The organism is Saccharibacillus sp. WB 17, assembly GCF_008634075.2.
Classification (GTDB): Bacteria; Bacillota; Bacilli; order Paenibacillales; family Paenibacillaceae; genus Saccharibacillus; species Saccharibacillus brassicae.
This window is the reverse complement of record NZ_VPFK02000029.1, coordinates 68,952-93,234: the sequence shown is the minus strand read 5'-3', so window position 1 is coordinate 93,234 and position 24,283 is coordinate 68,952. Positions and strand designations below refer to the sequence as shown.

Annotated in this window: 23 protein-coding genes; 11 read left to right on the top strand and 12 right to left on the bottom strand. The window is 59.6% G+C overall.

The genetic code is table 11. The annotated features are described in order from the left end of the window. Positions 1 to 67: 67 nt before the first annotated feature. Both FTE24_RS16230 and FTE24_RS16225 read left to right on the top strand, forming a co-directional pair. The gene (locus FTE24_RS16230) at positions 68 to 1,705 is read left to right on the top strand and encodes a glycosyl hydrolase (RefSeq protein ID WP_150232137.1); all 1,638 of its coding nucleotides are present in this window, start codon (positions 68 to 70) and stop codon (positions 1,703 to 1,705) included. Between the two features lie 145 nt (positions 1,706 to 1,850). Then, positions 1,851 to 2,333, top strand: a complete 483-nt coding sequence (locus FTE24_RS16225) for a hypothetical protein (RefSeq protein WP_150232136.1) — start codon at positions 1,851 to 1,853, stop codon at positions 2,331 to 2,333. Between the two features lie 6 nt (positions 2,334 to 2,339). Here the strand turns inward: FTE24_RS16225 and FTE24_RS16220 are convergent, their stop codons facing one another. The 3 genes from FTE24_RS16220 to FTE24_RS16210 form a co-directional block, all read right to left on the bottom strand. Next, positions 2,340 to 2,894: an NAD(P)H-dependent oxidoreductase gene (locus FTE24_RS16220; RefSeq protein ID WP_150232133.1), complete on the bottom strand. Its 555-nt coding sequence runs from the start codon at positions 2,892 to 2,894 to the stop codon at positions 2,340 to 2,342. A 199-nt stretch (positions 2,895 to 3,093) separates the two neighbouring features. Then, on the bottom strand, positions 3,094 to 3,492 hold the full coding sequence (locus tag FTE24_RS16215) for a winged helix-turn-helix transcriptional regulator (protein WP_150232131.1): 399 nt from the start codon (positions 3,490 to 3,492) through the stop codon (positions 3,094 to 3,096). Between the two features lie 228 nt (positions 3,493 to 3,720). Beyond that, complete coding sequence (locus tag FTE24_RS16210) at positions 3,721 to 4,491, bottom strand: stalk domain-containing protein (protein ID WP_150232129.1); 771 nt, start codon at positions 4,489 to 4,491, stop codon at positions 3,721 to 3,723. Positions 4,492 to 4,710: 219 nt separating this feature from the next. Here FTE24_RS16210 and FTE24_RS16205 point away from each other — a divergent pair, with 219 nt between their 5' ends. The 3 genes from FTE24_RS16205 to FTE24_RS16195 all read left to right on the top strand — a co-directional run bounded on the left by FTE24_RS16205 (position 4,711) and on the right by FTE24_RS16195 (position 6,470). Continuing rightward, entirely contained in the window at positions 4,711 to 5,196 is a 486-nt protein-coding gene (locus tag FTE24_RS16205) for a hypothetical protein (protein WP_150232126.1), read from the top strand. A 99-nt stretch (positions 5,197 to 5,295) separates the two neighbouring features. Further along, on the top strand, positions 5,296 to 5,910 hold the full coding sequence (locus tag FTE24_RS16200; RefSeq protein WP_150232124.1) for an SLOG family protein: 615 nt from the start codon (positions 5,296 to 5,298) through the stop codon (positions 5,908 to 5,910). A 47-nt stretch (positions 5,911 to 5,957) separates the two neighbouring features. Then, entirely contained in the window at positions 5,958 to 6,470 is a 513-nt protein-coding gene (locus FTE24_RS16195) for a hypothetical protein (RefSeq protein WP_150232123.1), read from the top strand. Between the two features lie 215 nt (positions 6,471 to 6,685). On the opposite strand, the gene FTE24_RS16190 is transcribed toward FTE24_RS16195, so the two are convergent. The 3 genes from FTE24_RS16190 to FTE24_RS16180 all read right to left on the bottom strand — a co-directional run bounded on the left by FTE24_RS16190 (position 6,686) and on the right by FTE24_RS16180 (position 9,554). Further along, positions 6,686 to 7,183, bottom strand: coding sequence for a hypothetical protein (locus tag FTE24_RS16190; RefSeq protein ID WP_150232121.1), 498 nt, complete (start codon positions 7,181 to 7,183; stop codon positions 6,686 to 6,688). A gap of 757 nt (positions 7,184 to 7,940) precedes the next feature. Next, positions 7,941 to 8,720, bottom strand: coding sequence for a Cof-type HAD-IIB family hydrolase (locus tag FTE24_RS16185; protein WP_150232118.1), 780 nt, complete (start codon positions 8,718 to 8,720; stop codon positions 7,941 to 7,943). A gap of 54 nt (positions 8,721 to 8,774) precedes the next feature. Beyond that, positions 8,775 to 9,554: a Cof-type HAD-IIB family hydrolase gene (locus FTE24_RS16180; RefSeq protein ID WP_150232117.1), complete on the bottom strand. Its 780-nt coding sequence runs from the start codon at positions 9,552 to 9,554 to the stop codon at positions 8,775 to 8,777. Between the two features lie 257 nt (positions 9,555 to 9,811). On the opposite strand from FTE24_RS16180, the gene FTE24_RS16175 reads away from it, so the two are divergent. The 4 genes from FTE24_RS16175 (at position 9,812) to FTE24_RS16160 (ending at position 14,287) form a co-directional block, all read left to right on the top strand. After that, entirely contained in the window at positions 9,812 to 11,218 is a 1,407-nt protein-coding gene (locus FTE24_RS16175; RefSeq protein ID WP_141448629.1) for an NAD-dependent malic enzyme, read from the top strand. Between the two features lie 514 nt (positions 11,219 to 11,732). Continuing rightward, the gene (locus FTE24_RS16170; RefSeq protein WP_150232115.1) at positions 11,733 to 12,434 is read left to right on the top strand and encodes a copper homeostasis protein CutC; all 702 of its coding nucleotides are present in this window, start codon (positions 11,733 to 11,735) and stop codon (positions 12,432 to 12,434) included. A 249-nt stretch (positions 12,435 to 12,683) separates the two neighbouring features. Beyond that, positions 12,684 to 12,887: a DUF6440 family protein gene (locus FTE24_RS16165; protein WP_150232113.1), complete on the top strand. Its 204-nt coding sequence runs from the start codon at positions 12,684 to 12,686 to the stop codon at positions 12,885 to 12,887. Positions 12,888 to 13,543: 656 nt separating this feature from the next. Further along, the gene (locus FTE24_RS16160) at positions 13,544 to 14,287 is read left to right on the top strand and encodes a DUF998 domain-containing protein (RefSeq protein WP_160441793.1); all 744 of its coding nucleotides are present in this window, start codon (positions 13,544 to 13,546) and stop codon (positions 14,285 to 14,287) included. A gap of 323 nt (positions 14,288 to 14,610) precedes the next feature. Here the strand turns inward: FTE24_RS16160 and FTE24_RS16155 are convergent, their stop codons facing one another. From FTE24_RS16155 to FTE24_RS16145, 3 genes are all read right to left on the bottom strand, one after another. After that, positions 14,611 to 15,039 (bottom strand): HD domain-containing protein, encoded by a 429-nt coding sequence (locus FTE24_RS16155; protein WP_150232109.1) that lies wholly within the window; start codon positions 15,037 to 15,039, stop codon positions 14,611 to 14,613. A gap of 123 nt (positions 15,040 to 15,162) precedes the next feature. Beyond that, a complete protein-coding gene (locus FTE24_RS16150) occupies positions 15,163 to 15,993 on the bottom strand; it encodes an aldo/keto reductase (protein ID WP_150232107.1) in 831 nt (276 codons plus the stop codon). 276 nt (positions 15,994 to 16,269) lie between these two features. After that, entirely contained in the window at positions 16,270 to 17,643 is a 1,374-nt protein-coding gene (locus FTE24_RS16145) for an MFS transporter (RefSeq protein WP_150232105.1), read from the bottom strand. 270 nt (positions 17,644 to 17,913) lie between these two features. On the opposite strand from FTE24_RS16145, the gene FTE24_RS16140 reads away from it, so the two are divergent. Then, on the top strand, positions 17,914 to 19,617 hold the full coding sequence (locus FTE24_RS16140; RefSeq protein WP_237401798.1) for an alpha/beta hydrolase: 1,704 nt from the start codon (positions 17,914 to 17,916) through the stop codon (positions 19,615 to 19,617). 105 nt (positions 19,618 to 19,722) lie between these two features. On the opposite strand, the gene FTE24_RS16135 is transcribed toward FTE24_RS16140, so the two are convergent. Continuing rightward, positions 19,723 to 20,757 (bottom strand): FUSC family protein, encoded by a 1,035-nt coding sequence (locus FTE24_RS16135; protein WP_237401792.1) that lies wholly within the window; start codon positions 20,755 to 20,757, stop codon positions 19,723 to 19,725. A gap of 205 nt (positions 20,758 to 20,962) precedes the next feature. Here FTE24_RS16135 and FTE24_RS16130 point away from each other — a divergent pair, with 205 nt between their 5' ends. After that, positions 20,963 to 21,625, top strand: a complete 663-nt coding sequence (locus FTE24_RS16130) for an HAD family hydrolase (RefSeq protein WP_141448641.1) — start codon at positions 20,963 to 20,965, stop codon at positions 21,623 to 21,625. Between the two features lie 159 nt (positions 21,626 to 21,784). Here the strand turns inward: FTE24_RS16130 and FTE24_RS16125 are convergent, their stop codons facing one another. Together FTE24_RS16125 and FTE24_RS16120 are read right to left on the bottom strand one after the other, a co-directional pair. Next, the gene (locus FTE24_RS16125) at positions 21,785 to 22,681 is read right to left on the bottom strand and encodes a hypothetical protein (RefSeq protein ID WP_150232099.1); all 897 of its coding nucleotides are present in this window, start codon (positions 22,679 to 22,681) and stop codon (positions 21,785 to 21,787) included. 81 nt (positions 22,682 to 22,762) lie between these two features. Next, on the bottom strand, positions 22,763 to 24,250 hold the full coding sequence (locus FTE24_RS16120; RefSeq protein WP_150232097.1) for a methyl-accepting chemotaxis protein: 1,488 nt from the start codon (positions 24,248 to 24,250) through the stop codon (positions 22,763 to 22,765). Positions 24,251 to 24,283: the final 33 nt, after the last annotated feature.

Sequence of the window (24,283 nt, the reverse complement as noted above, 5' to 3'; positions counted from 1 at the left end):
GCCTGCAGAAAGCATGAAACGGCAGGCCGCAGAGAGATTGCAGAGACATCACAGAGAGATAAAGGGGATGAACAGGTTGGGAATTCGGGGGACCGGCAAATGGTTCGGAAAATGGGGCGCCCTGCTGCTGGCGGCCGCGCTGATCACGGGGACGGCGGCTTCGGCGCGGCCCGAAACGGCGCATGCCTACAGCGTCTGGAACGTCTATAACGAAGCGATGCGGCTGGACAAGCAGGGCCGGTATGCCGAGGCGATCGCCAAATACGAGCAGGCCGGCCGGGAGATGGCGGCCAGCCGCGATTACGGCAACGCCGGGCGGATGTACCGCAATGCGGGAGAAGCTTACGTAAAGCTCAAGCGCTACGACCGGGCCGTCGTCAGCTGGGATCTGGAATCGGCGTATTACGCCAAGGTAAATCTGGTGCAGGACAGTATCGCCGTCCAACGCAAAGCGGATGCGCTGCGCAGTTCGGTGCAGCTCTATTACGGAACGGGGCTGTCCGAAGCGGCGCTTGCGGGCCGCGAGCGCGGTCTGGCTCCGCTCGAACCGGCCAACGGCATCCTGCTCGGCGCGTACGCGGAGCAGAACCCGAAAGTGCATGCGACGAGCGGCAAATTCTATACGGACGAATATCCGAAATTTACCGGCAAAAAGCACGCGGGATACCTGATCTACTTCACGTACGGCACGCCGCTGTCCACGATCCGGTCGCATCTCGACGCGGCCAAGCGCAGCGGCACGGCGATCGAACTCGGCGTACAGCCGCTGCAGGGCATGGGCCAGGTACGGGATGACGCGTATTTGCGGCAGCTGGCCCGGGACGCCGCAGCTTCCGGCGTGCCGATCTTCCTGCGTTTCGCGAACGAGATGAACGGCAACTGGACACCGTGGAAAAGCACGCCCAAAACGTATATCGAGAAATTCCGGCTCGTCGCGGACGTTTTCCACGAAGAAGCGCCAGGCAACGTCGCGATGGTATGGGCGCCGGGCGCCAATCCGATCGACAATCTCCGCAGTTATTATCCGGGCGACCCATACGTCGACTGGGTCGGCGTCAGCCTCTATTCGATCTACAATCCGTCCGCGGACCCGCTGAAGCAGGGCATCGACCGCAGCAGCCATATCGCCAAGCTGGACGCGGTCTACGGCTGGTACGCCGACCGGAAGCCGATCATGATCGCGGAAGGTTCGGTCTCGTACATGTACCCGGAGAAAATGCGCGACGTGACCGAGTGGTCCGTCTATCAGACGCAGCAGCTCTACGCGACGCTGCCGATGAAATACCCGAAAGTCAAAGCGGCGTTCTGGTTCGACGTCGACACGCAGGGCACGACCGACCGGGTCAAATATTACGGGTTGTCCAACAACGACAAGATGCTGGCGGCGTATCGAAAAGCGATCGCGAACCCGTTCTATCTCAGCGGGATCGGCGCAAACACGACGTTGTCGTACAATCCAATCGGGACGACCGTTCCGGCCCGCAAGTTGAGCGTGTCCGGCTACGTCAAGACGTGGTCGCCGACGCTCGGCCGGGTCGTCTACAAGATCGGCGGCAAGCAGGTCGGCGCGGCTACGAATCCTCCGTGGACGGCCGAGCTCGATTTTTCCAAATACAGGGGCAAATCGATTACCGTCGACGTCGCGGCTTACGACAAGCAGGGCAAATGGGTGACGACGCAGTCGGTGAAGACGAAAGTGCAGTGAAATACGCGAAAAGACGGACTCTTCAGAGTCCGTCTTTTGCTGTGTGGAAAACTTGGCGATGTTCAAGGGTGTAGGTAAAAGCGGTCTGGGTAAAAAGATAAAGAAAGCTTTACGGTCCATAAAAAACGGGAGGAGGCGGGGCCGCATGGAACTGTTTTTCAAAGACAACTTTCTAAGCACCGGCGTAACGGAAATTATGGATGAAGGGGGAACGGAAATCGGCAGGCTGGATCTCAAAAGCGTATTCAGCCCTTCGGTCGACGTCTACGGCAGGTCCGGCGAATTGTTCTATGCAGGCAAGCTGGAGACGGTCAATCTTCGCCGCCGCTGGATGGTTTACGAGGCGAACGGGGAAGAAGTGGGCGAACTGCGATCGAAATTCAGTCTCGCAGGCCGGATCTTCGAATACGACGCAGGCCGGAGAGGGCTGTACGGCATTCATGCCCCTTTTTCGCTCAAAGAATTTTATATTACGGAAAACGACGAGGAGATCGCCTCTTTCGCCAACACGAACAAGTGGTTCAGTCCCCATGCGTACGTACTGCGAGCTCCTTTCCCGCGAATCGAACCTTACGAGTGGGTCGCGGTCGTCATGGGCATCAGCGCGTTGGTCACCGATTCCCAATGATTCGCCTTACTCCGCCGGAACCGAAACTTGCCGCGGCTGCAGCAAATAGTCCATGTACCGTTCCGCGCTTCGCCGAATCTCTTCGTCGTTCGTGCGCGAGTTGACGCCGTAGTATACGAAAGGCGTCTCGTATGCCGCCTCGATATAGGCTGCCGTCACTTCGAACGGAGTCAGCAGCGTGGAGATCTCGTAGCGGAAAGCTTCTCCCGGCCGGTAGTCGGTTTCCCGTCCTCCGGCGGTAATGGCGAGACCGATGCTTTTGCTGCGGAACAGGTCGACGCCGTCGCCGTAAGCCCAGCCTTCCAGCAGCACTTCGTCCAGCCACTGCTTGATCATCGGCGGGCAGTTGAACCAGTAGAACGGAAATTGCAGCACGATCCGGTCGTGCGCTTCCACCAGCGCCTGCTCGGCAGCGATATCGATGACGCCGTCGGGGTATTTTTCGTGCAGGGAGCTGATCGTGATCTGTTCGGGGTACTTCGCGGCTTCTTCCAGCCATTTGCGGTTGACGCGGGAAGACGCCAACGTCGGATGAGCGGCAATGATCAAAGTGTTCTTCATATCGGTCAGACCTCCTGATGTTCGAATGGGCGGGAGCGAATCCGGGCGGAACGGGTGGATTCGTATCCCTCTTGACCCCATTGTAGAAGCCGGAGAAGATCTGCGTAAGTACGCACTTTTCGGTAACCGCTCCACTCGGCGAACGCTCCACTCATCGAACGCTCCACTCAGCCGAATCGCCCAGGTCGCCCAAAGACCGTCAATCCGCGGTACCCGGCAGGTCGGCTTCCGGTTCGAACGGGTCGTCCAGCATCATGCGCCGGTCTCCGTACACCCGGTCCAGATGGGCCTCGCCCCATTGGCAGAAAAAGTCCAGCACGCCGATGAATTCGCTCCCGTATTCGCTTAATTCGTATTCGACTTTGGGCGGTACTTCTTCGTAATCGCAGCGCAGCAGCACGCCGTCCCGCTCAAGTTCCCGCAGCTGCTGGGCCAGCATCTTGTGGCTGATCTCCGGTATGAGGCGCCTGAGTTCGTTGAATCTTTTCTTGCCGGATACCAGATGATAGAGAATAAGACTTTTCCATTTTCCGCCGATCACGTCCAGCGTCACTTCGACGCCGACCCGGTACTTTTTGCGCGGCTGTTCCTGCTCCATCGGCTTTCGCTCCTTTCGGCTGCCCGTTGTGCGGCTTTTAGGTTAGAATAGCATGATTCGGGAAAAGGAAGCGAGGAGAGGCGGGCGCCTGCGCTGTCTGCATAGCCCGCAATCGACCGCACACCAAAAAGCTTCGCTACCCCTTTGCGGGGCAGCGAAGCTTTTTTTGAGGCTAAGCGGCAAACCAAATGACGGTCGGGATTTGGCGCGGATCAAGCGGTAATCGCTTTATTTGCCGCTCCAGACCACGTCGATCACGTTGAAGCCCTGGTTGTTGCCGGTGCCCGGTTTGGCGTCGAGCGTAACGGAGAACGAGCTGCCCGCGTTTACGATAGTGAAGGCCGAAGCGCTCACCTGCTCGGACTTGCTGGTCGCGCCTTTTTGGACGAAATACTGCTTGTATTGGTTGCCGAGCGACAGCAGATCCTGCTTCGTCGTGTAGCGGAACGTCGCGGAAGGCGTACCCGTGCCGCCGGCCACGCCTTCGACGAGGTCGAAGATTTTGGCATCGGCCGGCAGAGGGAAATCGGCCGGGATATGCTGCGGACGCTGGGACGTAGTCGACGGCGTCGTAGGAGCAGGCGTCGTGGTCGACGGTGTTGTAGGTGTAGGCGTCGTAGTCGACGGTGTCGTAGGAGCAGGCGTCGTGGTCGACGGCGTCTTAGGTGGAGGCGTTGTAGGTGCTGGTGCCGTAGTCGATGGCGTCGTGGCTGTGCTGCCGATCACGACGCGGCTGTTCTTGGCATCGTAGGTAACGGACGTATCCAGCGCGTCGCCGATCGAACGTACCGGCAGGTAGGTCGTGCCTTTATAGGTGATAGGGGCAAGCGCTTTGCCGTTGCCGTCGGTCGGGGTAAAGGCTGTTCCGTTCACGATCAGACTGAGACCGCTATTTAGCGAAGCGCGAATCTCCTGCAGGTTGGAACCTGCGTACACGCCGGCGGAAGCGCTCAGCGTCAATCCAAGTGTCAGTACAGCGGCCGTAACTTTTTTCTTCATAACGTTTTATTCATCCTTCCGGTTCTTTTTTTACCGACAAAAAGCTGGAGGATGTATCGCATGGTGTAAAGTCGGTTGGAACCCATTAACCGGGTTACTCCCGTGTTCAAACAAGATGCCAAGCAAATGAGTCGTTTGGCACCCAAGCGGGAGACAGGGGCTTTTTACGGGTAAATAGGCTTGGGCAGATATAACCGGACAGACCAAGGAGGCGCAGAGATGAACTTGTATTTTTCGGATAAATTTTTTGGCGCAGGGACTGTAGACATCATGAACGAAGCCGGCGAAGCGGTCGGACAGCTCGATCTTCGCAGCTCGTTCGGCTCGGCTGTGGACGTCTACGGCCCGCAGAACGAACTGCGGTACACCGGCAAATTCCGCATGATGCTCAACCGGTGGAACGTGCTGGATGCCCAGGAGTACGAGCAGGGCGAACTGCGGCCGCGTTTCACGCTGCTCAGCAAAAAGTTCGAATACGATGCCGGCGAGCGCGGAGTGTACGAGATCGAATCGCCGAACTTTTCCAAAGACTATTCGATTACGCAAGACAGTGCGGAAGTCGCGAGTTTCGCCAAAACGAACGGCTGGATGCGAACCGACGCCTATGTGCTGAGCAACCGTTCCCGGCTGGACGATTACGAGCTGGTCGCGGTCGTCATGGGAGTGAACGCGATTCGCAAACGCCAGCAGTCTTCGTCTTCCTAGAATGGCGGCGGATCGGGCGCAGCTGGCGGGCAGACGGGAAAACGACCTTGCGCTTATGGTAAAATAGAAGGCAAAAGGTTACGGGGAGGCTGTACCAGCGTGAAAAATTTGCTCGTTACCGGCTACCGCGCGAACGAACTCGGCATCTTCAACCAGAAGCATCCGGGCATTCCGTTCATTCGCGAAGCGATCAAGCGGCGCCTGATTCCGTTGATCGAGGAAGGGCTGGAATGGGTCCTCACTCCCGGTCAATACGGCGTCGATCTGTGGGCGTGCGAAGCGGTGATCGAATTGAAAAAAGACTATCCGCAGCTCAAGCTGTCGATTTTGGCGGCTTTTGCGGGGATGGACGAAAAGTGGAGCGACGAGAAAAAAGAATACTGGCAGAACCTGCAAAAGCAGGTCGATTATTACGGATTGGTCAGCAAAGAGCCGTACAGCGGGCCGTGGCAGTTCAAGGCGCGGGACGGGCTGCTGCTGCGCAAAAGCGAAGGCATGCTGCTCGTGTACGACGACGAAGGCGCTCCGGGCAGTCCGCGCTATTTCCGGGAAGACGCGATCCGCAAGCGGGACGAAGAAGGGTATGTGCTGATCCAGATCACGCCCGAAGACATTCAGTCGGTCGCGGAAGACATGCAGGCCGATCTGGTCGACGCGCAGGGCGAAGGCATGGACCCGGACGACGCGCAGGGCATCGGCACGGATTGGACATAGGCGGGCCGTAAGCGGCGCAGCGGCGGCGAATCGAAAGGGAGGCAGGCATGGAACTGTATTTTGGCGGTAAAAAAAGGTTCGGCAAAAGCACCATCCGGCAGATCGGCGGCAGCCGCAAAGGATCGGTCGATTACCGCTTCAAAGGAGCGGACGGCCTCTGCGTGCTCGACGGCGACGACTACGTGCTGTACCGTGCCTACCGGGAACGATTGTCCGAACGCTGGACGGTCCGGAACGCCAAAGAAGAAGTCGCCGGCACGCTGAGCCGGGAATCGGCTTTTTCCGACACGCGTTTCGAATACGACGCCGGCGATCGTGGCAAGTATCTGATCGAGGAAGACGTCGGCGGCTACCGGATCGAAGGCACAGGCCAAGCCGCCTTTGTCGATCTCAAGCGGCGCCGGCTCCAAAGCGACGAATACTGGCTCCAGACCGACGATACCCAAAGCGGCGGCGTCAGTGAATACGAATGGGTCGCCGTTATTCACGGCATCTCGGCTCTGCGCGAACGTTCGCCGTGGACGACCGCGCTGACGGCGATCGGCGGGATATTTTCGTAGCGGGACGCGGGGGAGAAGCGGGAGAGCGGGACAGCCGGGCGGCAGAGAATCCCGGCAAGAAGCGAGAAGCCCCGGGAGAGCGGGACAGAGAGAATCCCGGCAAGACGCAGCTATATGAAAACCGCCGCAGGCGGCGTTCCTCGGAACGCGCCTGCGGCGGTTTTTGGGTGCGGCGGCTGCGCCAGGCAGCGCCGTGGATCGGGCGGAGCGCGCGCTTACTTGCGCGAGAATCCTTCTTCGGCGAGATACTCGTTGGCTTCGTCGAGCGTCTCGAACGCCATTTCCAGGCTGGCTCCCGAGTAGATGAAATAGGTCTCGTCTTCCAGCTTCAGGATCAGTTCCTGTCCGCTGCCGTCTGTCCAGATCTCGTCGTCCGGAGCGGCCGGAAGCGCAGCCGCCTGGGCAGGCTTCGGGCTGCGGGCGGCGGAATCCGCGCCCGGAGCCAGCGAGCGGATCGACGCTTCGACGATCTCGCGCAGCTGTTCTTCCGTGAAGTCACGGACGTTGACGAAGCCTTTGTCGTCCGGCTCGTAACCGCCGATCAGCCCGGCGAACACGTAGCCGTTGCCGTTCGGATGGAAGCGGTAGCCGACCGTTTTTTTCTCGTGCGCGCTGCCTTCAAAATGGTAATTGACCCGGCCGAGCGACACGTCTTTGCGTTCCAGTTCCGGAAACGAATCCAGAATCGCGATTTTTTGTTCAAAAGTAAGCATATGCGGGTTGAACCTCCAGGAAATTGAATTAGTCTGTTTCTCATTATAGCACACGGAATCGGAGGCGATTCGAAGCGGACTGCGAGGAGATCCGATCGAGGCGGATGGAGGGAGAATCGGAACGCGTCAGAGTATGCCAGAACACGTCAGAACGCATCGAATTGCATCAAACTGCATCCAAAAAATCCCATCTCATCGCCTCGAATCCTATCGCATCCCATCCCGCCGCACTCTTTTTCCGAAATAACGTCCTGAAGACACTTATTTTTCCCGCAGACGAGCCCGCCTTACAAATAACGTCCTCACGACACTTATTTCGGCTCTTTTTGAGACTCGATCTTCTTTTTAGGCAAAATAACGATCGTGGCGCACTTATTTCGAAAAAGAAGCGGTCAGACGGAAAATTAGTTGTGCTCAGGCAGTTATTTCTCCGTTCTGAGCTGAGCTCTCGTCTCCGAGCAGAGATCTCGTCGGGCGGAAGGGCGGAGCGGCGGCATTCGGCGGACAAGCGAGCGCACGGCGGCGTAGCGTCACAGCGGCAGCAAGGGCGCCAAAAAGCGCAGCAAAAGCGCATCCGCTCGCGCATGCCCGTCGCCTTTTTGCGCAGGCCCCTTCGCTCTGCTTCGCACGCCCCGTCGCCCCGCGCGAGCGGATACGACAAACAGAACCCCGTTCACCTAACGTGAACAGGGTCCTGTTTGTCCGCATGACGCCACCGCCACCGCGATCCGATCTCAGCAGCCGGAGCCGACCTTTTCTAGAGCAGGCCGACCATTTTCAATCCGTGCGCGATGCCGTCGTCTTCGTTCGTCTTCGTGATCCACTTGGCGACCGCTTTCACTTCCGGCAGGCCGTTGCCCATCGCGACGCTGTTCGGAATGCCGCCGAGCATCTCCAGATCGTTCAGTGCGTCGCCGAACGCATACTGGCGCTCCGGCGGGATGCCGAGTTTGTCCGTGATTTTGCGGATGCCTTCGAGCTTGCTTCCGCCCGCGGGCAGCACGTCGGCCGACAGCGGATTCCAGCGGATAAAAGACAGCGAAGGGAAGATCGCGTCGTACAGCGCTTCGTCCGCCTCGCTGCAAAACAGCGAAGCCTGATAGACGAACCGCTCTTTGTAAAAGTGCGGGTCCGGCGTCGACAGCGAAATGTAGTTGAGCATCATGCCGAAGCCCTGCGCGACGAATTCGTCGTCCGGCACGGTCGCCGTCATCTGTTCGTCGTCGATCAGGATGACCGGATGATTGTGCTTCAGGGCGATCTCCGTCATCTGCTCCACGGCGCGCGTGTCGATCGGGTTCGTGTACAGCACCTGGCCGTTCAGCACGACATACTGCCCGCTGTAGCTGACGTAGGTGTCGATGCCGAGTTCTTCGCGGAGTTCCTTGAACATGAACTGCGGGCGTCCGGTCGCGATCGCGACGATATGGCCCCGGCGTTTCAGTTCGAGCACCGCTTCCTTCGCGGACGGGGGAACTTGCTTGCGTTCGTCCACGAGCGTGCCGTCAATATCGAAAAAGATAATGCTTGGTTCCATGGTGTGCCTCCGATTCTGTGGGGATGGGTAGCGCTTCTGGCTTTGGGCGTCCGGTTACAGCAGACCCGCCAGCTTGAGGCCGTGGGCGATGCCGTCTTCGTTGTTCGAAGTCGTGACCCATTTGGCGGCGTCTTTGGCTTCCTGCAGGCCGCTGCCCATCGCGACGCTGTTCGGAATGCCCCGGAGCATCTGCAGGTCGTTGAGCGCGTCGCCGAAAGCGTATTGGCGCTCCAGCGGGATGCCGAGTTTTTCCGTGATTTTGCCGATACCTTTGAACTTGCTGCCGCCGGCCGGAAGAACGTCCACCGAGAACGGATGCCAGCGAACGAAATCGAACGCTTCGAGCTGCTCCTCGTACGCTTTTTCCTCGCCTTCGGCGCAGAACAGCAGCGATTGGTAGATAAAGCGGCCTTTGTAATACAGCGGATCGTGCGTCGGCATCATGCCCACGTTGAGCGTGCCCATGCTCTCCAGCACGCGTTCGCTGTCGGGCACGTTGGCGCGCATGTCTTCGTGATCCATGTAGACGATGGCGTGCTCGTTCTTCAGAGCGAGGTCGGTCAGCGTCTGCAGCGAGGGCTCGTTCAGCGGGTTCGTGAACAGGACCTGGCCTTCCAGCACGACATAAGAGCCGTTATAGCTGACATAGGTGTCGATATTCAGTTCTTCCCGGATATGATCGAAAAAGAAAGGCGCGCGTCCCGTGGCGATCGCGACGATATGCCCCTGCTCTTTGAGCGCGGTGATCGCTTCGCGGGTCGAGTCGTTGATCTGTTTGTCGTCGTTCAGCAGCGTTCCGTCCAGGTCGAAAAAGATGATGCTTCTCTCCATGATGCGTTTCCCTCCGTTTGCGTCGGCCGCGCATATTCCGCGGCGCTGCGCGATTAATTACGGTTTCTGGTCTCTGTCTAACCGGCTTGCGGGTTGATCCGTGCCGGATCTCTGTCTTCCCCATTATACCATGAGGAGCGCGGGGGAATCTTTTGTTTGCGAACTATGCTATAATAAGTCCGAATTTGAATTGTAAGCGTTATCAGTCAGCAGGCGAGCTTATGCGCCTGCCGCCAAAACGTATTCTCAGGAGGTAGACGATGGCCCTTGGAACGAGCATGATCATACGGCTGCAAATGGACAAAAAACAGGTGACATTCGGCGAAGTGGCGGGCGCGATCGGCGACGGAGGCGGAGACGTGGTCGCGATCGACGTTATCCACGCCAGTCCCGAGCATACGATCCGGGATCTCACGGTCAACCTGCCGGAAAAAATGCGCGATGCCGTGCTTCAGGCGGTCGAAGCGCTGCCGGGCGTCAAAGTCGTCAACGTATCGGACCGGACATTCCTCGCGCATCTGGGCGGCAAGATCGAGATCATGGCCAAATCGCCGGTCAAAAACCGCGAAGACCTGTCTCACGTCTACACCCCCGGCGTCGCAAAAGTCTGCATGGCGATTCACGAAGATCCGCAAAAAGCGTTCACGCTGACGATCAAGCGCAACACGATCGCGGTCGTATCGGACGGCACGGCGGTGCTCGGCCTGGGCGATATCGGCCCCCGGGCGGCCATGCCCGTCATGGAAGGCAAAGCGATGCTGTTCAAGCAGTTCGCCGGCGTGGATGCTTTCCCGATCTGCCTTGATACCAAAGACACCGAAGAGATCATCCGGACCGTCAAGCTGATCGCTCCCGCTTTTGGAGGCATCAATCTTGAAGACATCGGTTCGCCGCGCTGCTTCGAGATCGAGCGCCGCCTGACCGAAGAATTGGACATTCCGGTCTTTCACGACGATCAGCACGGAACGGCGGTCGTCGTATTGGCCGGCCTGCTGAATGCGCTGAGCATCGTCGGCAAAAAGCTCGAAGACGCCAAGATCGTCGTGCTCGGTATCGGAGCCGCCGGTTCGGCGTGCGTCAAAATGCTGCTGTCGGCGGGCGCGCGCAACCTGATCGCCGTCGACCGCTGCGGCGCGCTGCACAAAGCGGAAAAATACGACAACGAGACATGGGACTGGATCGCGGACAACTGCAATCCGAACGGAGAGACGGGGCAGCTGGAACATGTCATCGCCGGCGCGGACGTATTCATCGGCGTATCGCGTCCCAACCTGCTGACGCTGGACCATATCAAGTCGATGGCGCCCGATCCGATCGTGTTCGCCATGGCCAACCCCGACCCGGAGATCGATCCGGAACTTGCGGAAGAACATGTGCGCGTCATGGCTACGGGCCGCAGCGACTTCCCGAACCAGATCAACAATGTGCTCTGCTTCCCCGGCATGTTCCGCGGCGCGCTGGACTGCCGCGCGAGCGTCATCAACGAAGAGATGAAAGTCGCCGCCGCGCAGGCGATCGCGTCCGTCGTCGAAGACGACGAACTGAACGAGCAGTACATCATCCCGAGCGTGTTCAACGACAAAGTCGTCGACCGTATCCGCGACGCCGTCGTCAAAGCGGCGCTGCGCACCGGCGTGGCTCGCCGCACGCCGCCGGAGTTCCGCTAGGCGGAGAAGGCGGACGGAAGCAAGCGGGGCCGCGTGGAGTGAGCGGAGACTGCATGGACAAGAGAAGACTTGAGTAGCCGTAAGGCAGCCAAAAGGAGAGGCGAGCCGCCTCTCCTTTTTGTTTTGGGTTGGTTTTTTAACGGGTTGTATGTCCGTTAGAGAGCTTTTTTGGGCGTGATTTGGGGCTTAACGGATCGTATGTCCGTTAGGCGGCCCAAACAGGGGAGGCTCGAATAATCGCTTTTTTCGAGTCCAAGCGTTGCCTCGATCCGTTAAAAGCGGGAAACTGTCGATTCCGGGCGCTAAGCGTCATGTAGATCCGTTAGCGCGGGGTAAGCATCAAACGCTTGCCGGATCAAGCGGCGACGCAGCCCGGTAGCCGCGACCGCAAGGCAGCTAAACGGCTGCAACCGCGTAACGGTAGTGATGCGGCGAGCCCGGGACGGTGCCGTGCGTGACTTGCCGGCGAAGCCTGCGTTATCATGGATTCATCCATCGGAAGGAGGATGCGAAGATGCTGCTTGAAATTATTGCGTGTACGCCGGAGGAAGCCGCGGCCGCCGAAGCGGGCGGCGCGGACCGGATCGAATGGATCGCCGATCCGGGGGCCGGCGGCGTGACGCCGGACCTGTCGCAGGCGGCGGAGATGCGCCGCGCCGTGCAGGTGCCGATCCGCGTCATGGTCCGGCCGCGGGGAGGCGGGTTCGTCTACTCGGAAGACGAACGGGAGCAGATGCGGCGGGATATTCGCCGCATCCTCGCCGCAGGCGGACTTGACGTCGTGACCGGCGTATTGACGCCGCAGGGGACGGTTGACGAGTCCGCGCTGGCGGGACTGCTGAACGCGGGGCCGGGCCTCGCGTTCACGTTTCACCGCGCGTTCGACGAGGCCGTCGATCTCCGCCGCGCGCTGGACACGCTGTCCGTCTACCCGCAGGTGACGGACGTGCTGACCTCGGGCGGAGCGCCGGGCGCGCCCGAGGGGGCTTCGCAGCTGGCTGAGCTGCTGCGCCGCTCCGCGGGGCGGCCGCCGCGCATTCTCGCCGGCGCGGGCCTGACGCCGGACAATCTGCGTCCGTTTCTGGACGCGACGGGCGCGGACCGGATCCATATCGGGTCCGCGGCCCGCGTCGGCGGCGATCCGTCCGCGCCGGTCGATCCCGAGCGGATCCGTACGATCCGCCGGATCCTGGAAGCCCCGGCGGGGCTTCGATAGACGCGCGAGTCGCGCGCAGGGCACGAGGCGCCGAGTCCGGTCCGGCCGCATCATTGTACGCACGATAGCCTTTGCACCCAAGGCAGCCTTTACGCGCGTGGCAGCGTAGGTCCAGGCGAATGTTCCGACTCTCCCGAATCTCATGAATTTCCCGTAATGTCCCCCAGCCCGTTCCGCGGCACGACCTCCAGTAAACCGAAGCACCCAAAGCCAAGCCCTTAACCCAAAACCCTCAAGGAGGAACCCGACATGCTGATCCGCCCGTCCAAAGAAAGCCGCTTTTACGAAAAGTCGACGGATTATCTACCCGAGATCGGGGCGACCCAAATCACCGTTCTCGTCGACCGCGAGACCGGCGTCAATTATGTCTACGCGTGGAGTTTTCCAAACTCGACCGGCGGACTTACGCCTTTGCTTGACGCAAACGGCAAGGTCGTCGTTGACGAGATCTAAACGGCCGCCCACACTGATCATGAAGTGGAAGTGGAGAGTCGCTTAACGCCAAACATGGGCGCACGCGGCTTTTTGCTCTGGCCAAACCTGCAAATCGAACGTTTTCGGAGGTCCTGACCCAATTAAATGCGAAAATACAGTTAATTACGCGATTTAGGCCAGGTTTGAGCGAATAATTGCGTGACGACACTTATTTGCCCCGATTTCGATGAAAAGAGGAGATTTAAGGCGAAATAACTGCTCTCATGCATTTATTTCGAAGCGGTGCCGTCAGACGAAGAAATAACGGTCCGTACGCACTTATTTCGCCTCGCTCCGACTCACCGGCTCGCCGGGGCGAACTGCCCGCACTAATTTCACCCTATTTCGCCCTACTTCGGCTTACCGGAGCGAATTGTATGCACTTATTTCGCCCTACTCCGGCTCACCGGAGCGAACTGCCTACACTTATCTCGCCCCGTTCCAACTCACCGACTCGCCGGGGCCAGATCCACAACGCGGAGTATGCGCAACCCGAAATTCAAAGAGGTCATTCGGCGCATATACGGGTAATAAGCCGGGGAAGCAAGCGGGCAGAGGCAGCGGCGTTAGGCTCGTCGCCTGACGCCGCCGAGCCTTATTCGTCCCTATTCGACCGAAGCGGAGGAATCGAATCTATGATGCAGCAGGAGAACCGGACGCACGACCGGCTTCACGGCCGAATGGCGGCGGGCGGCATCGCGTTCATGCTGGCCGCCCTGATCTATGTGGGGACGGAAGCGATATCGGCTGCCGCCTGGCACAATCCGCCGTACGACTATGCCTACAATTACATCAGCGATCTGGGCGTTGCCCGGTCGCTGACCGTCGACGGCCGCGAGATTCTGTCGCCGCTTGCGGCCGTTATGAACTTCGGGTTTCAGGCGCACGGCCTGTTGTTCGTGCTCGGGTATGTGCTTGCGCTGCCGCTGCTCCGGGGCAAATGGGGCAGGCTCGCCTGCGCGGCGGCCGTCGTCCACGGCATTGGCAACTTCATGGTCGGTTATTTTCCGGGCGAATCGTATGACGGCGTGAGCCCGCACGTCGTCGGAGCCGGCTTGGCGATCGTCGGCGGCAATCTGGCGCTGATCTTGGCCGGCTTGTCGCTTCGGCGCCGAAGTGCGGCCGAGATCGACGGACGGGGCCGAGCCGCATCGGGCCGCCTGCTGCGGTTCGGTCCCCGGCTGAGCGTGCTCGGTATCGGGCTCGGCAGCTTGGGGCTGGCCGCGTTGGCGCTCATGGTCACCCGGGTATTAGGCCACCCCGCCGTGTTCGAACGTCTCTCTGTCTATACGATGACGGCCTGGGATTTGAGCTTCGGATTTTGCTTGTTGGCCGCCTGCGTGACGGAGTCTCGGCGAGCGACGGGTAGGCAGAAGTAAAGCAGCGAGACCGTTCGGCTTGAACGGCACAGTCTGAATGATTTCAAAACAGCCCGTACCGACCACTACCAAAGCCCCGCAAATTTTGGCGTAATCGCCAAGTTCACGGGGCTTTTTTTGTATCCTCCATCGTATCGATTCGTTCTTCATCCCGGAGCATCCAACCCTATTCGCCTGTGTATGGGGATGATTATTGTTGAATACGCGACCTTACATTCATCCGCTCGTCCGCTCCTCTGCTGCGCTTGCAGTCCGCCTGATCCGCCTTATCGACCTCATCAGCGTTGGCTTTATCCGCCTTGGCCGCACTCGCCTTACCGGCCTTACCCGTCGTGCGACAGCAGCGTATCCAGCGCCCGGCTGTATTTTTCCAGGCGCTTGCGGTCTTTCTCGGACGGCTTTTTGATGCGGGTCAGGTCCATATTGTCCTGCAGGTCGAGGATCTTTACCCGCGAGGCCAACCGGTTCTCCTTGATGCGCAGAATGAATTCGTGATAGTTCTCGTCTTCCCGGCGCGACAGGCGATCGACGGCTTCGACGATCTCTTCGGCGAACCCTTCGCTGCGCAGGTCGTCAAGCGTCAGGTCGCTGTCTTCGATCGTGTCGTGCAGCACGGCGACGATCTGTTCTTGTTCGGTAAGCGCTTTGAGCATCAGCCGCAGCGGGTGGAAGACGTAAGGGCTGCCGCCTTTGTCCGTCTGGCCTTCGTGGCAGCGGGCGGCAATCGAAATGGCTTTGGTCAATGTGGACATGTGAACCTCCCCGGAAATCGTTGGTGTGGGCGCCCGGCGCCGTCTCAAAAAAACCGCCTTCCCGAAGGAAGACGGCGGTTCAACTTTCTGTTTATGCCCGGCTTCCGATCGGTTCGGACCGGATCAGAAGTTGAAGTTGTCCGGGTCCGGGCCAGTGCGTTCGTTTTTGTTCAGCGCTTCGAGCGCGGTCACGTCTTCCGGCGTCAGCGTGAAATCGAACAGATCGGCATTTTCGACGATGCGGCTCTCCTTGACGGAGCGGGTCAGCACGACCACACCTTTGTCGAGCACCCAGCGGAGCAGAATCTGCGCCGGGGATTTGCCGTATTTGTCGCCGAGGCCCTTAACGACTTCGTTATCGAACAGCAGGCCGCGCGCGAGCGGGGACCAGGCTTCTACCTGAATGCCTTTTTGCGCACAGTAGTTCAGCAGTTCGTTCTGGATCAGCAGCGGGTGGAATTCCACCTGATTGACCGCAGGCACGACTTCCGCGTCCGCAAGCAGATCGTCGAGATGATGCGGCTGGAAGTTGCTGACGCCGATCGAACGGATGCGTCCGTCTTTGTACAGCTTTTCCATCGCGCGCCATGTGTCTTTGTATTTGCCTTTGACCGGCCAGTGGATCAGGTACAAGTCGAGCACGTCGAGCCCGAGCTTCTCCATCGTGGCGTCAAAAGCGGCCAGCGTCTCGTCGTAGCCCTGATCGCCGTTCCACACTTTGGACGTGATGAACAGATCATCGCGGTTGGCGCCGGATTCCCGGATTGCTTCGCCTACGCTTTTCTCGTTTTTGTAAGCTGCTGCCGTATCGATCCCGACATAACCGGCTTTAATCGCCGCTTTGACGGAATTTTTGGCTTCGTCGCCGTCTTCAACCTGCCATACGCCCAGACCGAACCAGGGCATTTCCACGCCGTTGTTCAGCTTTACTTTTGCGGTTAAACTCGTCGTCATTCCAAACTCCTCCTCGTCGTCGACGGATCGGACCTGCGCCGCATGCAGCGGCATAAGCCATCCGGTTGCGTAAAATGGTTGTGTGAAAGGGTTGCGTAAAATCAAGAAACGTTTTGTGCCTCGCACAATACGGGATGTTCCCGTGTGCGGCTCCATCTATAAAATACCCTTTGCGTGCGCCTCTAACCCGAATTTCGACAAAAGAGACGCAAAAAAGCCGAAACCGTCCGCCGGTCGGAGCAGGTCTCGGCAGGGCGGAATCGGCGCAGCCGATAGTCAGAGGCCGACTTCTTCCGCCGGTTTGCGGTACGGTACGCGCAGCAGCACGAACAGTCCGATCACGGCCATGACGACGAGCGACAGCAGCGCCGCGCGGCTCGCAAGCGTCCCGTACCCCGACAGCGCCCACGTCACGGAACCGTACACGAGCGGACCGAGCACGGAAGACAGCTTGCCGGAAAAAGCGAACAGTCCGAAAAACTGCCCTCTTTTGTCCGGGGGAGACAGTTCGACGATCATCGTGCGCGACGTGACCCAGAGCGAGCCCATCGCGACGCCGTACAGGCAGGCCGCGGCCCAGAAAACGGCGTCCGAGAAAGCGGCGGCGGCCAGAACCAGCGCGGCGATCAGCACGAGCGCGACGAGTCCCGACGCCGTTTTGCCGCCCAACCGGCGCGTAATATGGCCGAAAGCGAACGAGCCGATGATCGCCCAGACGGTCGCCACGAGGTACAGCAGGATGAACTGCCCGGCGCTGAAGCCCATGACGGCCGTAGCGTAGATGCTCATCATGGCGATCGCGGTGGCAACGGCGTCATTGAAAAAGAAATAGGCGACCATAAACGTGAACACGGCCCGGTGCTGCCTCGCTTCCTTGAACGTCGCGTAGATGTCCCGGTATCCGCTGAAAAAAGACTTGTTCGCCGTACTCACCGCACTCGCCGCATTCTCTGCTTTCAACGCGGGAACGGGCGCTTTTTCCTTGTACAGCGTCATGATCGGCAGCGAGAACAGCAGGAACAGCACGGCGGTCAGGACGAACGCGAGCGGGTAATCGCCGCTGCCCACGATCAGGTAGACGACGAGGCCCATCAGCGTGCCGACATAGCCGACCGCTACGCCGAAGCCGGAGATAAGCGGCACCTGCGAACCGGTCGCGAGATCGGGCAGCATATTGTCGTAGAACAGCTGGCTGGAATTGTAGAAAAACTTGGCCGCGGTAAAAAAGAGCAGCACCGCCACGATCGACAGCGGCAGGCCGAGCAGCGACGACGGGCTGTCGGTGTATGCGGCGAAGCCCATTAGGAACGTGCAGGCGATCGCGGCGAGCGCGAACGGGACGAGCAGCGCTTTTTTGCGGCCGGTCCGGTCCATCCAGACGCCGAGCAGCGGAGTGAAGATGACGAGCAGCAGCCCGGCGGCCGCGTTGGCGTAGCTGATAAACGTGCTGGCGATCTGGTCCATGCGCGCGTCCCCGCCGAGCACCTGCTGCAAATACAGCGGGAAAAAGATCGTAACGATGTTCGAAGAGAAAATGGTGTTCGCGAAATCGTACAGCGCCCAGGACAGAACCGGAAGCGACAGGAACAACCCGGCGTTCCCGCGTTTGCGGGTGCGGCGGGGCGGCTTGGAAGCGGCGAGCTGAGACATGGCAATCCCCTTTTCCGTAAATGGTCGAAAGTCTAAGCGGATCATACCATTATCGGACGCCGATCGCAGAGAGGAACAGGCAATATTTACGATGGGAAAATAATTTTGACGCCGGGTTTACGAAATAGGGAACTCTGCGGCTTCGAAACGGCGTCGGCACAAGAGAGCAGGCCGCGTACGTTCGACAAAAGAGGCCCGGGGAGAGTAGGATACATAGAAGGAAGTCGAAAAGAACCGGAACAGTCGAAAGGAGAGAACGATTTGTACGCAATGGGAGGATACGATTCTAGAGGAAGAGGAGGGCGCGGCGGCAGGGTCCGCACGTTCGGTACGCTGATGCTGCTGGCGGCGAATCTCGTGTCGCTGCTGCTCGGCATTTGGTACGTCCTGACCGACCAGCCGGCGGGCTGGTGGAATCTGTACGGGGTTCTGCTGCTATTGACGCTGCTCGGCAATCTGCATCTGGCGATGGGCCGGGGAGTCAACCGCCGCTGGGAATACGGGTATCTGGTGCTGCATGGGCTGGGCCTTGCGGCGGTACCGATCCTCAATACGATGGCGTCGTCTTCGCTGTCCGATCACGATTCGCGCCATATGGCGACGGCGATCATCCTGCTTGCGCTGCTTGCGTTCGGCGCGGTCATCGCCTGGCTGCGGATGCAGTCCGGCACGGAGGATAAGGAAGACGCGCGCGGAAGCGGCGGCTACTCGGCATACGGCCAAAAAGGCGGCAGCGTTCTCGGCCGGATCGGCAAAGGGCTGCTGACGATCTGGCTTCTGCTTAATCTGGCGGTGGGCTTGTACATATGCGCCGTTCTGGTGGCGGGCATCGATCCGGGCCTGCTGGAAGTCATCGTGCCGGAATACGCGCTTTTCTTCGGCCTGATCTTTCTCGGGGCGGCCGCGCTGCTGGTCAAAATGTACGGTCTCAAAAAAGGATTCTGGCGCTCGACGTTCCGCGGCGCCGTGCGGCTGGCCGGCCTGCTGATCCTGATCGGCTGCGCGCTGCCGCTCGCTTCCGCGCCGAAGATCGTGAACGAAGCGCAGGACGCGTATACGAAAGCGTTCGGCGAAGATCCGATGAGCGTGGCAGATCCCGCGTTTATGCGCAGCGCTTTTCTGCTGCCGGATTACTTCTACGGCGCCAAGACGGGCGATTACCGGGTGAAGACCGATATCGTCTACTATGAAGGAATCGAAGGCAAAGACGCCGGCAAGAAGCTGGCGTTCGACGTGTACATGCCGCCGGCCGGCGCGCAGAATCTGCCGGGGCAGAACTCCGTGCTGATCCGCGTACACGGCGGCGGCTGGACGATCGGGGACAAGGGCGCAGGCAACTACGCCCAGATGAACAAATATTTCGCCGCTCAGGGATACGTCGTGTTCGACGTGCAGTACGGCCTGAGCAACAAGGAGAAATTCGTGAAATCGGCCGTCGTGCCGGAGCAGGTCGTCGGCGATTTCGATATCGGCGACATGGTGCGGCATATCGGGCTGTTCACGACGTATATGGTCGAACATGCGGACGAATACGGCGCGAATACGCAGTCCGTCTTCTTCTCCGGCGGTTCGGCGGGCGGACAGCTCGCGGCCGCGGCGGGACTTGCGCCGGCCAACCCGGAATTCAAAGGGCTGTTCGATCCCGGCATGACGGTCAAAGGGATCATTCCGTTCTATCCGGCCAACGGACTGGCGAAAGACCTCGGCATCGGCGGAGCGGACGGCTTGTCCGATCCGTCGCTGCTCGTCACCGCCGACAGTCCGCCCGCCCTGATCTACCAGGGCGTCAACGACGGCGTCGTGGGCGTGCAGGTCGCCCGCGATTTCGTCCAGGCTTACCGCGAAGCGGGGAACGACGCAGTTGCGCTCGTCGAGATGCCGTTCGGCACCCACGGCAGCGATATGTACTTCCCGAGCTACTACAACGAACCGTTCACGTACCTGATGGAACGGTTCATGCGGCAGTACCGGTAAGTGGGGCAGGCGCTATTCGCCGAGCCGGGGCCGGTTTCGGTCTTGGGCGCATGGCGCCGCTCTGCGACACAAAAAGCGTTCCGGGTACCCGGAACGCTTTTTGGTTCAGGAGCGGCCCGGCACGGAATACGGCTTGGGCCCGGAGACGGGGCCGGGCGGCCGAGCCGGAGCGCCGTCAGGCTGCGCGGGAGCGGACTGAGCGCCGCTGCGCCGCGCGGGGTCCGGGGCTGGGCCGGAGTGTGCGCCGGCCGGGACGGTTTCGAACGGATACGCGATATGCGTCGGCACGAGGAGGCCCAGCGTCTGAAGTTCGCCGAGGATGCAGGCGACGTGATAGCTGTAGATGACCGCCTGGGCATCGGCAGGCAAGGCGCCGTCGGCTTGTTGATTCGAGTGCTGCAGCAGGCTGCTGCCGATGTTCGCGATGCCTTCGGGATCGTGGTCGGTCAGCAGGCGGATCATGCGCATATGCGAATACGTATTGCGGTAGACGTCGAGTTCCTGCTCGATACGCGAGACGAGATCCTGGCTTTTGCTGCGGACCGGATCGAATTCTTCCTTGTACGTGTCGCATGCTTTTTGCAGAGCCGCCAGATCTTTTTTGAGCGGACTGATATGCACGCCTCCGCCCTGCCGCAGCAGTTGGTGGGCGAGCGAAGTCAGATGACGGCGCACCGCCAGCCTCGACCGTTCCAGATTGCGGTCGTGCTTGGGCGGAATCAGGAAATAATTGACGAGAACGGCGACGCCGATCCCGAGCAGCGTATCGAGCACCCGATGCAGAGCGTACAGAAAAGGCGGCTCCCCGATGCGCAGATTGAGCATGATCGCGAGAAACACGATGCAGGCGATCGAGACGGATTTGTTCCATTTCAGCAGATTGCAGACCGCGATGACGCAGACGATGCCGAAGGCGGACAGATAAGCGTTATGCGGCTCGATAAAAGCGAACAAACCGCCGAAAGCGGCGCCGACGAGCGTGCCCATCGTGCGGTTTTTGCCGGCGGTGTAGGAACTTGCGATCGAACTTTCCATGGCGATGACGGTAGCGATAGCCGCGTAGAACGGATATTCCAGATCGAGCGCGAAAGAGATCAGAATACTGAGCAGTACGGCGACGGCCGTTTTGATATTCCGCATTCCGATAGAGAATCTCATGAGTGTTCAAGTCCTTTCGGATCGGATTTCAAATTTGAATAACGTATTTTCAAAGGAATGACCCTATGTGAAATATTATACGTACTTATGCGGCCCGGGGCAATCGTCGAAACGATGAAGAATTTGCGAAAAAAAGCGGCTCCGGTTAAGGTGAAAAGGAATACGCGATACGAGGAGGAGAAAAACGATGATCGAAGCGTTTATTTTCGACATGGACGGCGTCATTATCGACAGCGAGCCGCTGCACTTCGACGTGGACCGGCAGGTGCTGGAATATTACGGCCATTCGATTACGCAGGAGCAGCTCGAAGGATACGTCGGCATGACCAATCCGGAGTTCTGGAGCATCCTGCGCGGCGAATACGGCATGAGCCAGACGGTGGAAGAGATTATCGAATACCAGCTCGGCATCAAGCTCGGCGTGCTGCACGCCGCGCAAATGGAGCCGATCCCCGGCATTCGGGAGCTGCTCGCGGAGCTGCGGCGAGGCGGCATTCCGCGCGCGATCGCGTCGTCGTCGCCCCGCGTCTTCATCGAAGCGGTGCTGGACAAGTTCGGGCTGCAGGGCGAATTCGATTTCGTCGTCAGCAGCGAAGAAGTGCCGCGCGGCAAGCCGTCGCCGGACGTGTACCTGCGCGCGGCCGAGCTGCTCGGCGCCGATCCGGCGCGCTGCGTCGTGCTCGAAGACGCCCGGCACGGCATCGCCGCCGCCAAAGCGGCCGGCATGGCCTGTATCGGATACGTCAATCCGAACTCCGGCAACCAGGACTTGACGCAGGCGGACCTGATCGTCGACGAGATCGGGCATATCCGGCTGGACGATCTGGCGCAGGTGGGCAAGAAGTCGTAGCAGATTGGACAGCAAAAAAGCTGCAGGAACGCGAAAGCGTCCTTGCAGCTTTTTTTATCGGTATTTTTTATCAGTAAGAGACAGGAAAGCTCTGTACAGTCCGGAGTCCGAACCGAAGCTTCCGACGGCAGCGGCATCGGCATCGGCACCGACAGCGGCTCACGGACGTTTTAACACGATTTCGCGCATCCGTTCGGTCCCGTAAGCCCCGCTCGTCAGCGTATTGGCTTTGGGGCCGTACGTGATCCTCATGGAAGTGCCGTCCCGCAGATGGATACGCAGAAAGATATTATTCTCGGGCGGGTTGTTTTTGTAAATCTCGTCGAAGCCGACGTAGTTCAGGGACAGCATATCGGCGATGAACGCTTCGGTATCCGCTGCGCTGAAATCCCACATGGGGCTGCCGTCATTCCCGCTCTCCCGGCTGATTCGCAGCACTTTGCCTTCGATATCGTACAGGTCGCCGATCGTCCTGGCCTGTGGGTTGTCGTTGACTTCAAAGATTTGCCCGCCGGTTATGACGCGGAAGGAAGAACGGTACCCGTTCATCTTATAAATCGGAGTTCCCGTCGGAACAAGAGTAGCGTCGCCGTTTCGCATCACGTAATCCTGGCAGGCATCGTCGGATAACGTGTAACCGACTTCCGTTATTTTCTCGCCGATTAGCCCGGGCGGAATTTGTTCGGTCGTTCGGTTCTGGAAGTAGTAGTTATCGTTCAACATCAAGGCGCCCAGGTAGTCGAGGGTCCCTTTGCATTCATCCCGGCTGCTGTTGACGGTATTTTTGGAAATGGTCAGCTCCCGGGGCACCGCGTCCTGCCCGGAAGCGGAGTTTGCCGAAGTGGGCTGCGGAGGCTCGGGCTTCGCTTCGATCGAGCAGCCGGCCAGCAGCGCAAGCGGAAGCAGCCAGGCGAAGACTCGCGGCTTGACTCTTTGCGGTTGGCCGGCTGCGGAGCTGTCTGCGGCGGCTTTGCCTGTGTCGGATTTGAATGCTTCGGATTTGGAAGCTTCGGTTCGATTCTTTTTGGAGCGGACAAGTTCGTAAATACTGCGCATGCCATCACCTCTTCCTGTTCGGACGAGGCGACCCGGATAAAAGTTGTGCAGGGAGAAAATATTTTTATAAAAAAGGACTTTTTAGGAAATTTTCACGCTGCCCGGTTCGTCACCCTGCAGCAGGGTCAATCCGCGCAGCGCTTCGATCATGCCGTCGAGCTGCGTCACGCTGTCGGCTATCTGCCGCACGGCATCGCGCTGGCGGTAGACGCCGCTTGCGGCCAGTTCGACCGAAGCGGACGTCTGCTGGCTGATCGCCGAGAAGTCGGACACCTGGCCGGCGATGCCGCCGTTGAACTGCCGCAGGCTGTTGATATTCTCGCTGATCTCGGCCGATTTGGCCAGCACGTTCGCGGCGTCCTGCGTAATGCGCCCGAACAGTTCGCCGGTCTCGGATGTCCGGCTCTCCAGCCCTTCGATCGTCGATTCGTTCAGGCGCACCGAGTCGGCCACGACGCCCGTCTGGCTGCGGATCTGCTCAAGCAGCCCCGCTATGTCCGCGGCGGACGTCTGCACGTTGCCGGACAGGCTGCGGATCTCGCCGGCGACGACCGCGAAGCCGCGGCCCTGTTCGCCCGCCCGGGCCGCTTCGATACTTGCGTTCAGCGACAGCAGGTTCGTCTGGTTGGCGATTTCGGTAATGGCGGTCAGGATCGCCTGCGCTTCTTCGGCATACCGGTTCAGCAGGCCGACCTGCGCCGCCGTCTCGCTCATGCTGCCCCGCATATGCGACATGTCGCCGCGCAGCTCGGCCGCTTTGAGGCTGCCCGCTTCGGTCAGCCGCGTCGTGCTGAGCGACAATGCGTTCATCTCGCCCGTCTCGCGCCGGATCCGCTCGATATTGTCGCCGGATTGGATCATCGCTTCGTTGATTTCCTGAATGTTCTCGGCCTGGATCTCGATGCCTTTGGAGATCTCGGAGAAGCTGCCGGCGGCTTCTTCCGCGAGCCGGCTCGTCTCGCCCGCGCCGGAAGCGACCGCTTCGCCGAACGTTTTGAGCTCGATCGCAGAACTTTCGACTTTGCCGAGCAGTTCTTCGATGACGTTTTTTTGCCGAACCGATTCGTCCAGCATGTTGCGCCCGATGACGCACACCGCATAGCTGCAGGCGCCGACCATGATCATGACGATGTATATCACGGCGTAATCGAACGCGGAATACGCTGGCACGTAAGGATTGAGCAGCAGTTGGAACGTCAGGGAGAGCACGCCGGCGATCGCCGCCAGCACGACGACGGGCTTCGACAGATAGACGAGCGACAGCGTCACGTAGATGAACATCGCGACCCAGATCACGCCGCTCGGGATGAACAGGAACAGAATGTTGCCGACTACGAAACAGCCAAGGACGAGCGCGTATTTGCCCCATTCCCTGCCGGCGGTTCCCCGATAGAGGGCGTAGTAGCCACCGATCAGCAGGACATTGATGCCGAGCACGGTCAGGGTGCTTGCGAGGGACACGAGTCCGGTCAGCCACAGGATTGCAAAAATCGGATACAACGAAATCAACAGCGATTCCAGCGTATAGAAGATGAGGGTGGAGGAATGTCTTTCGAACTTGGTCGGCATGTAGCGGGTTTCCCTTCTTTCTGGTTGAGGTTG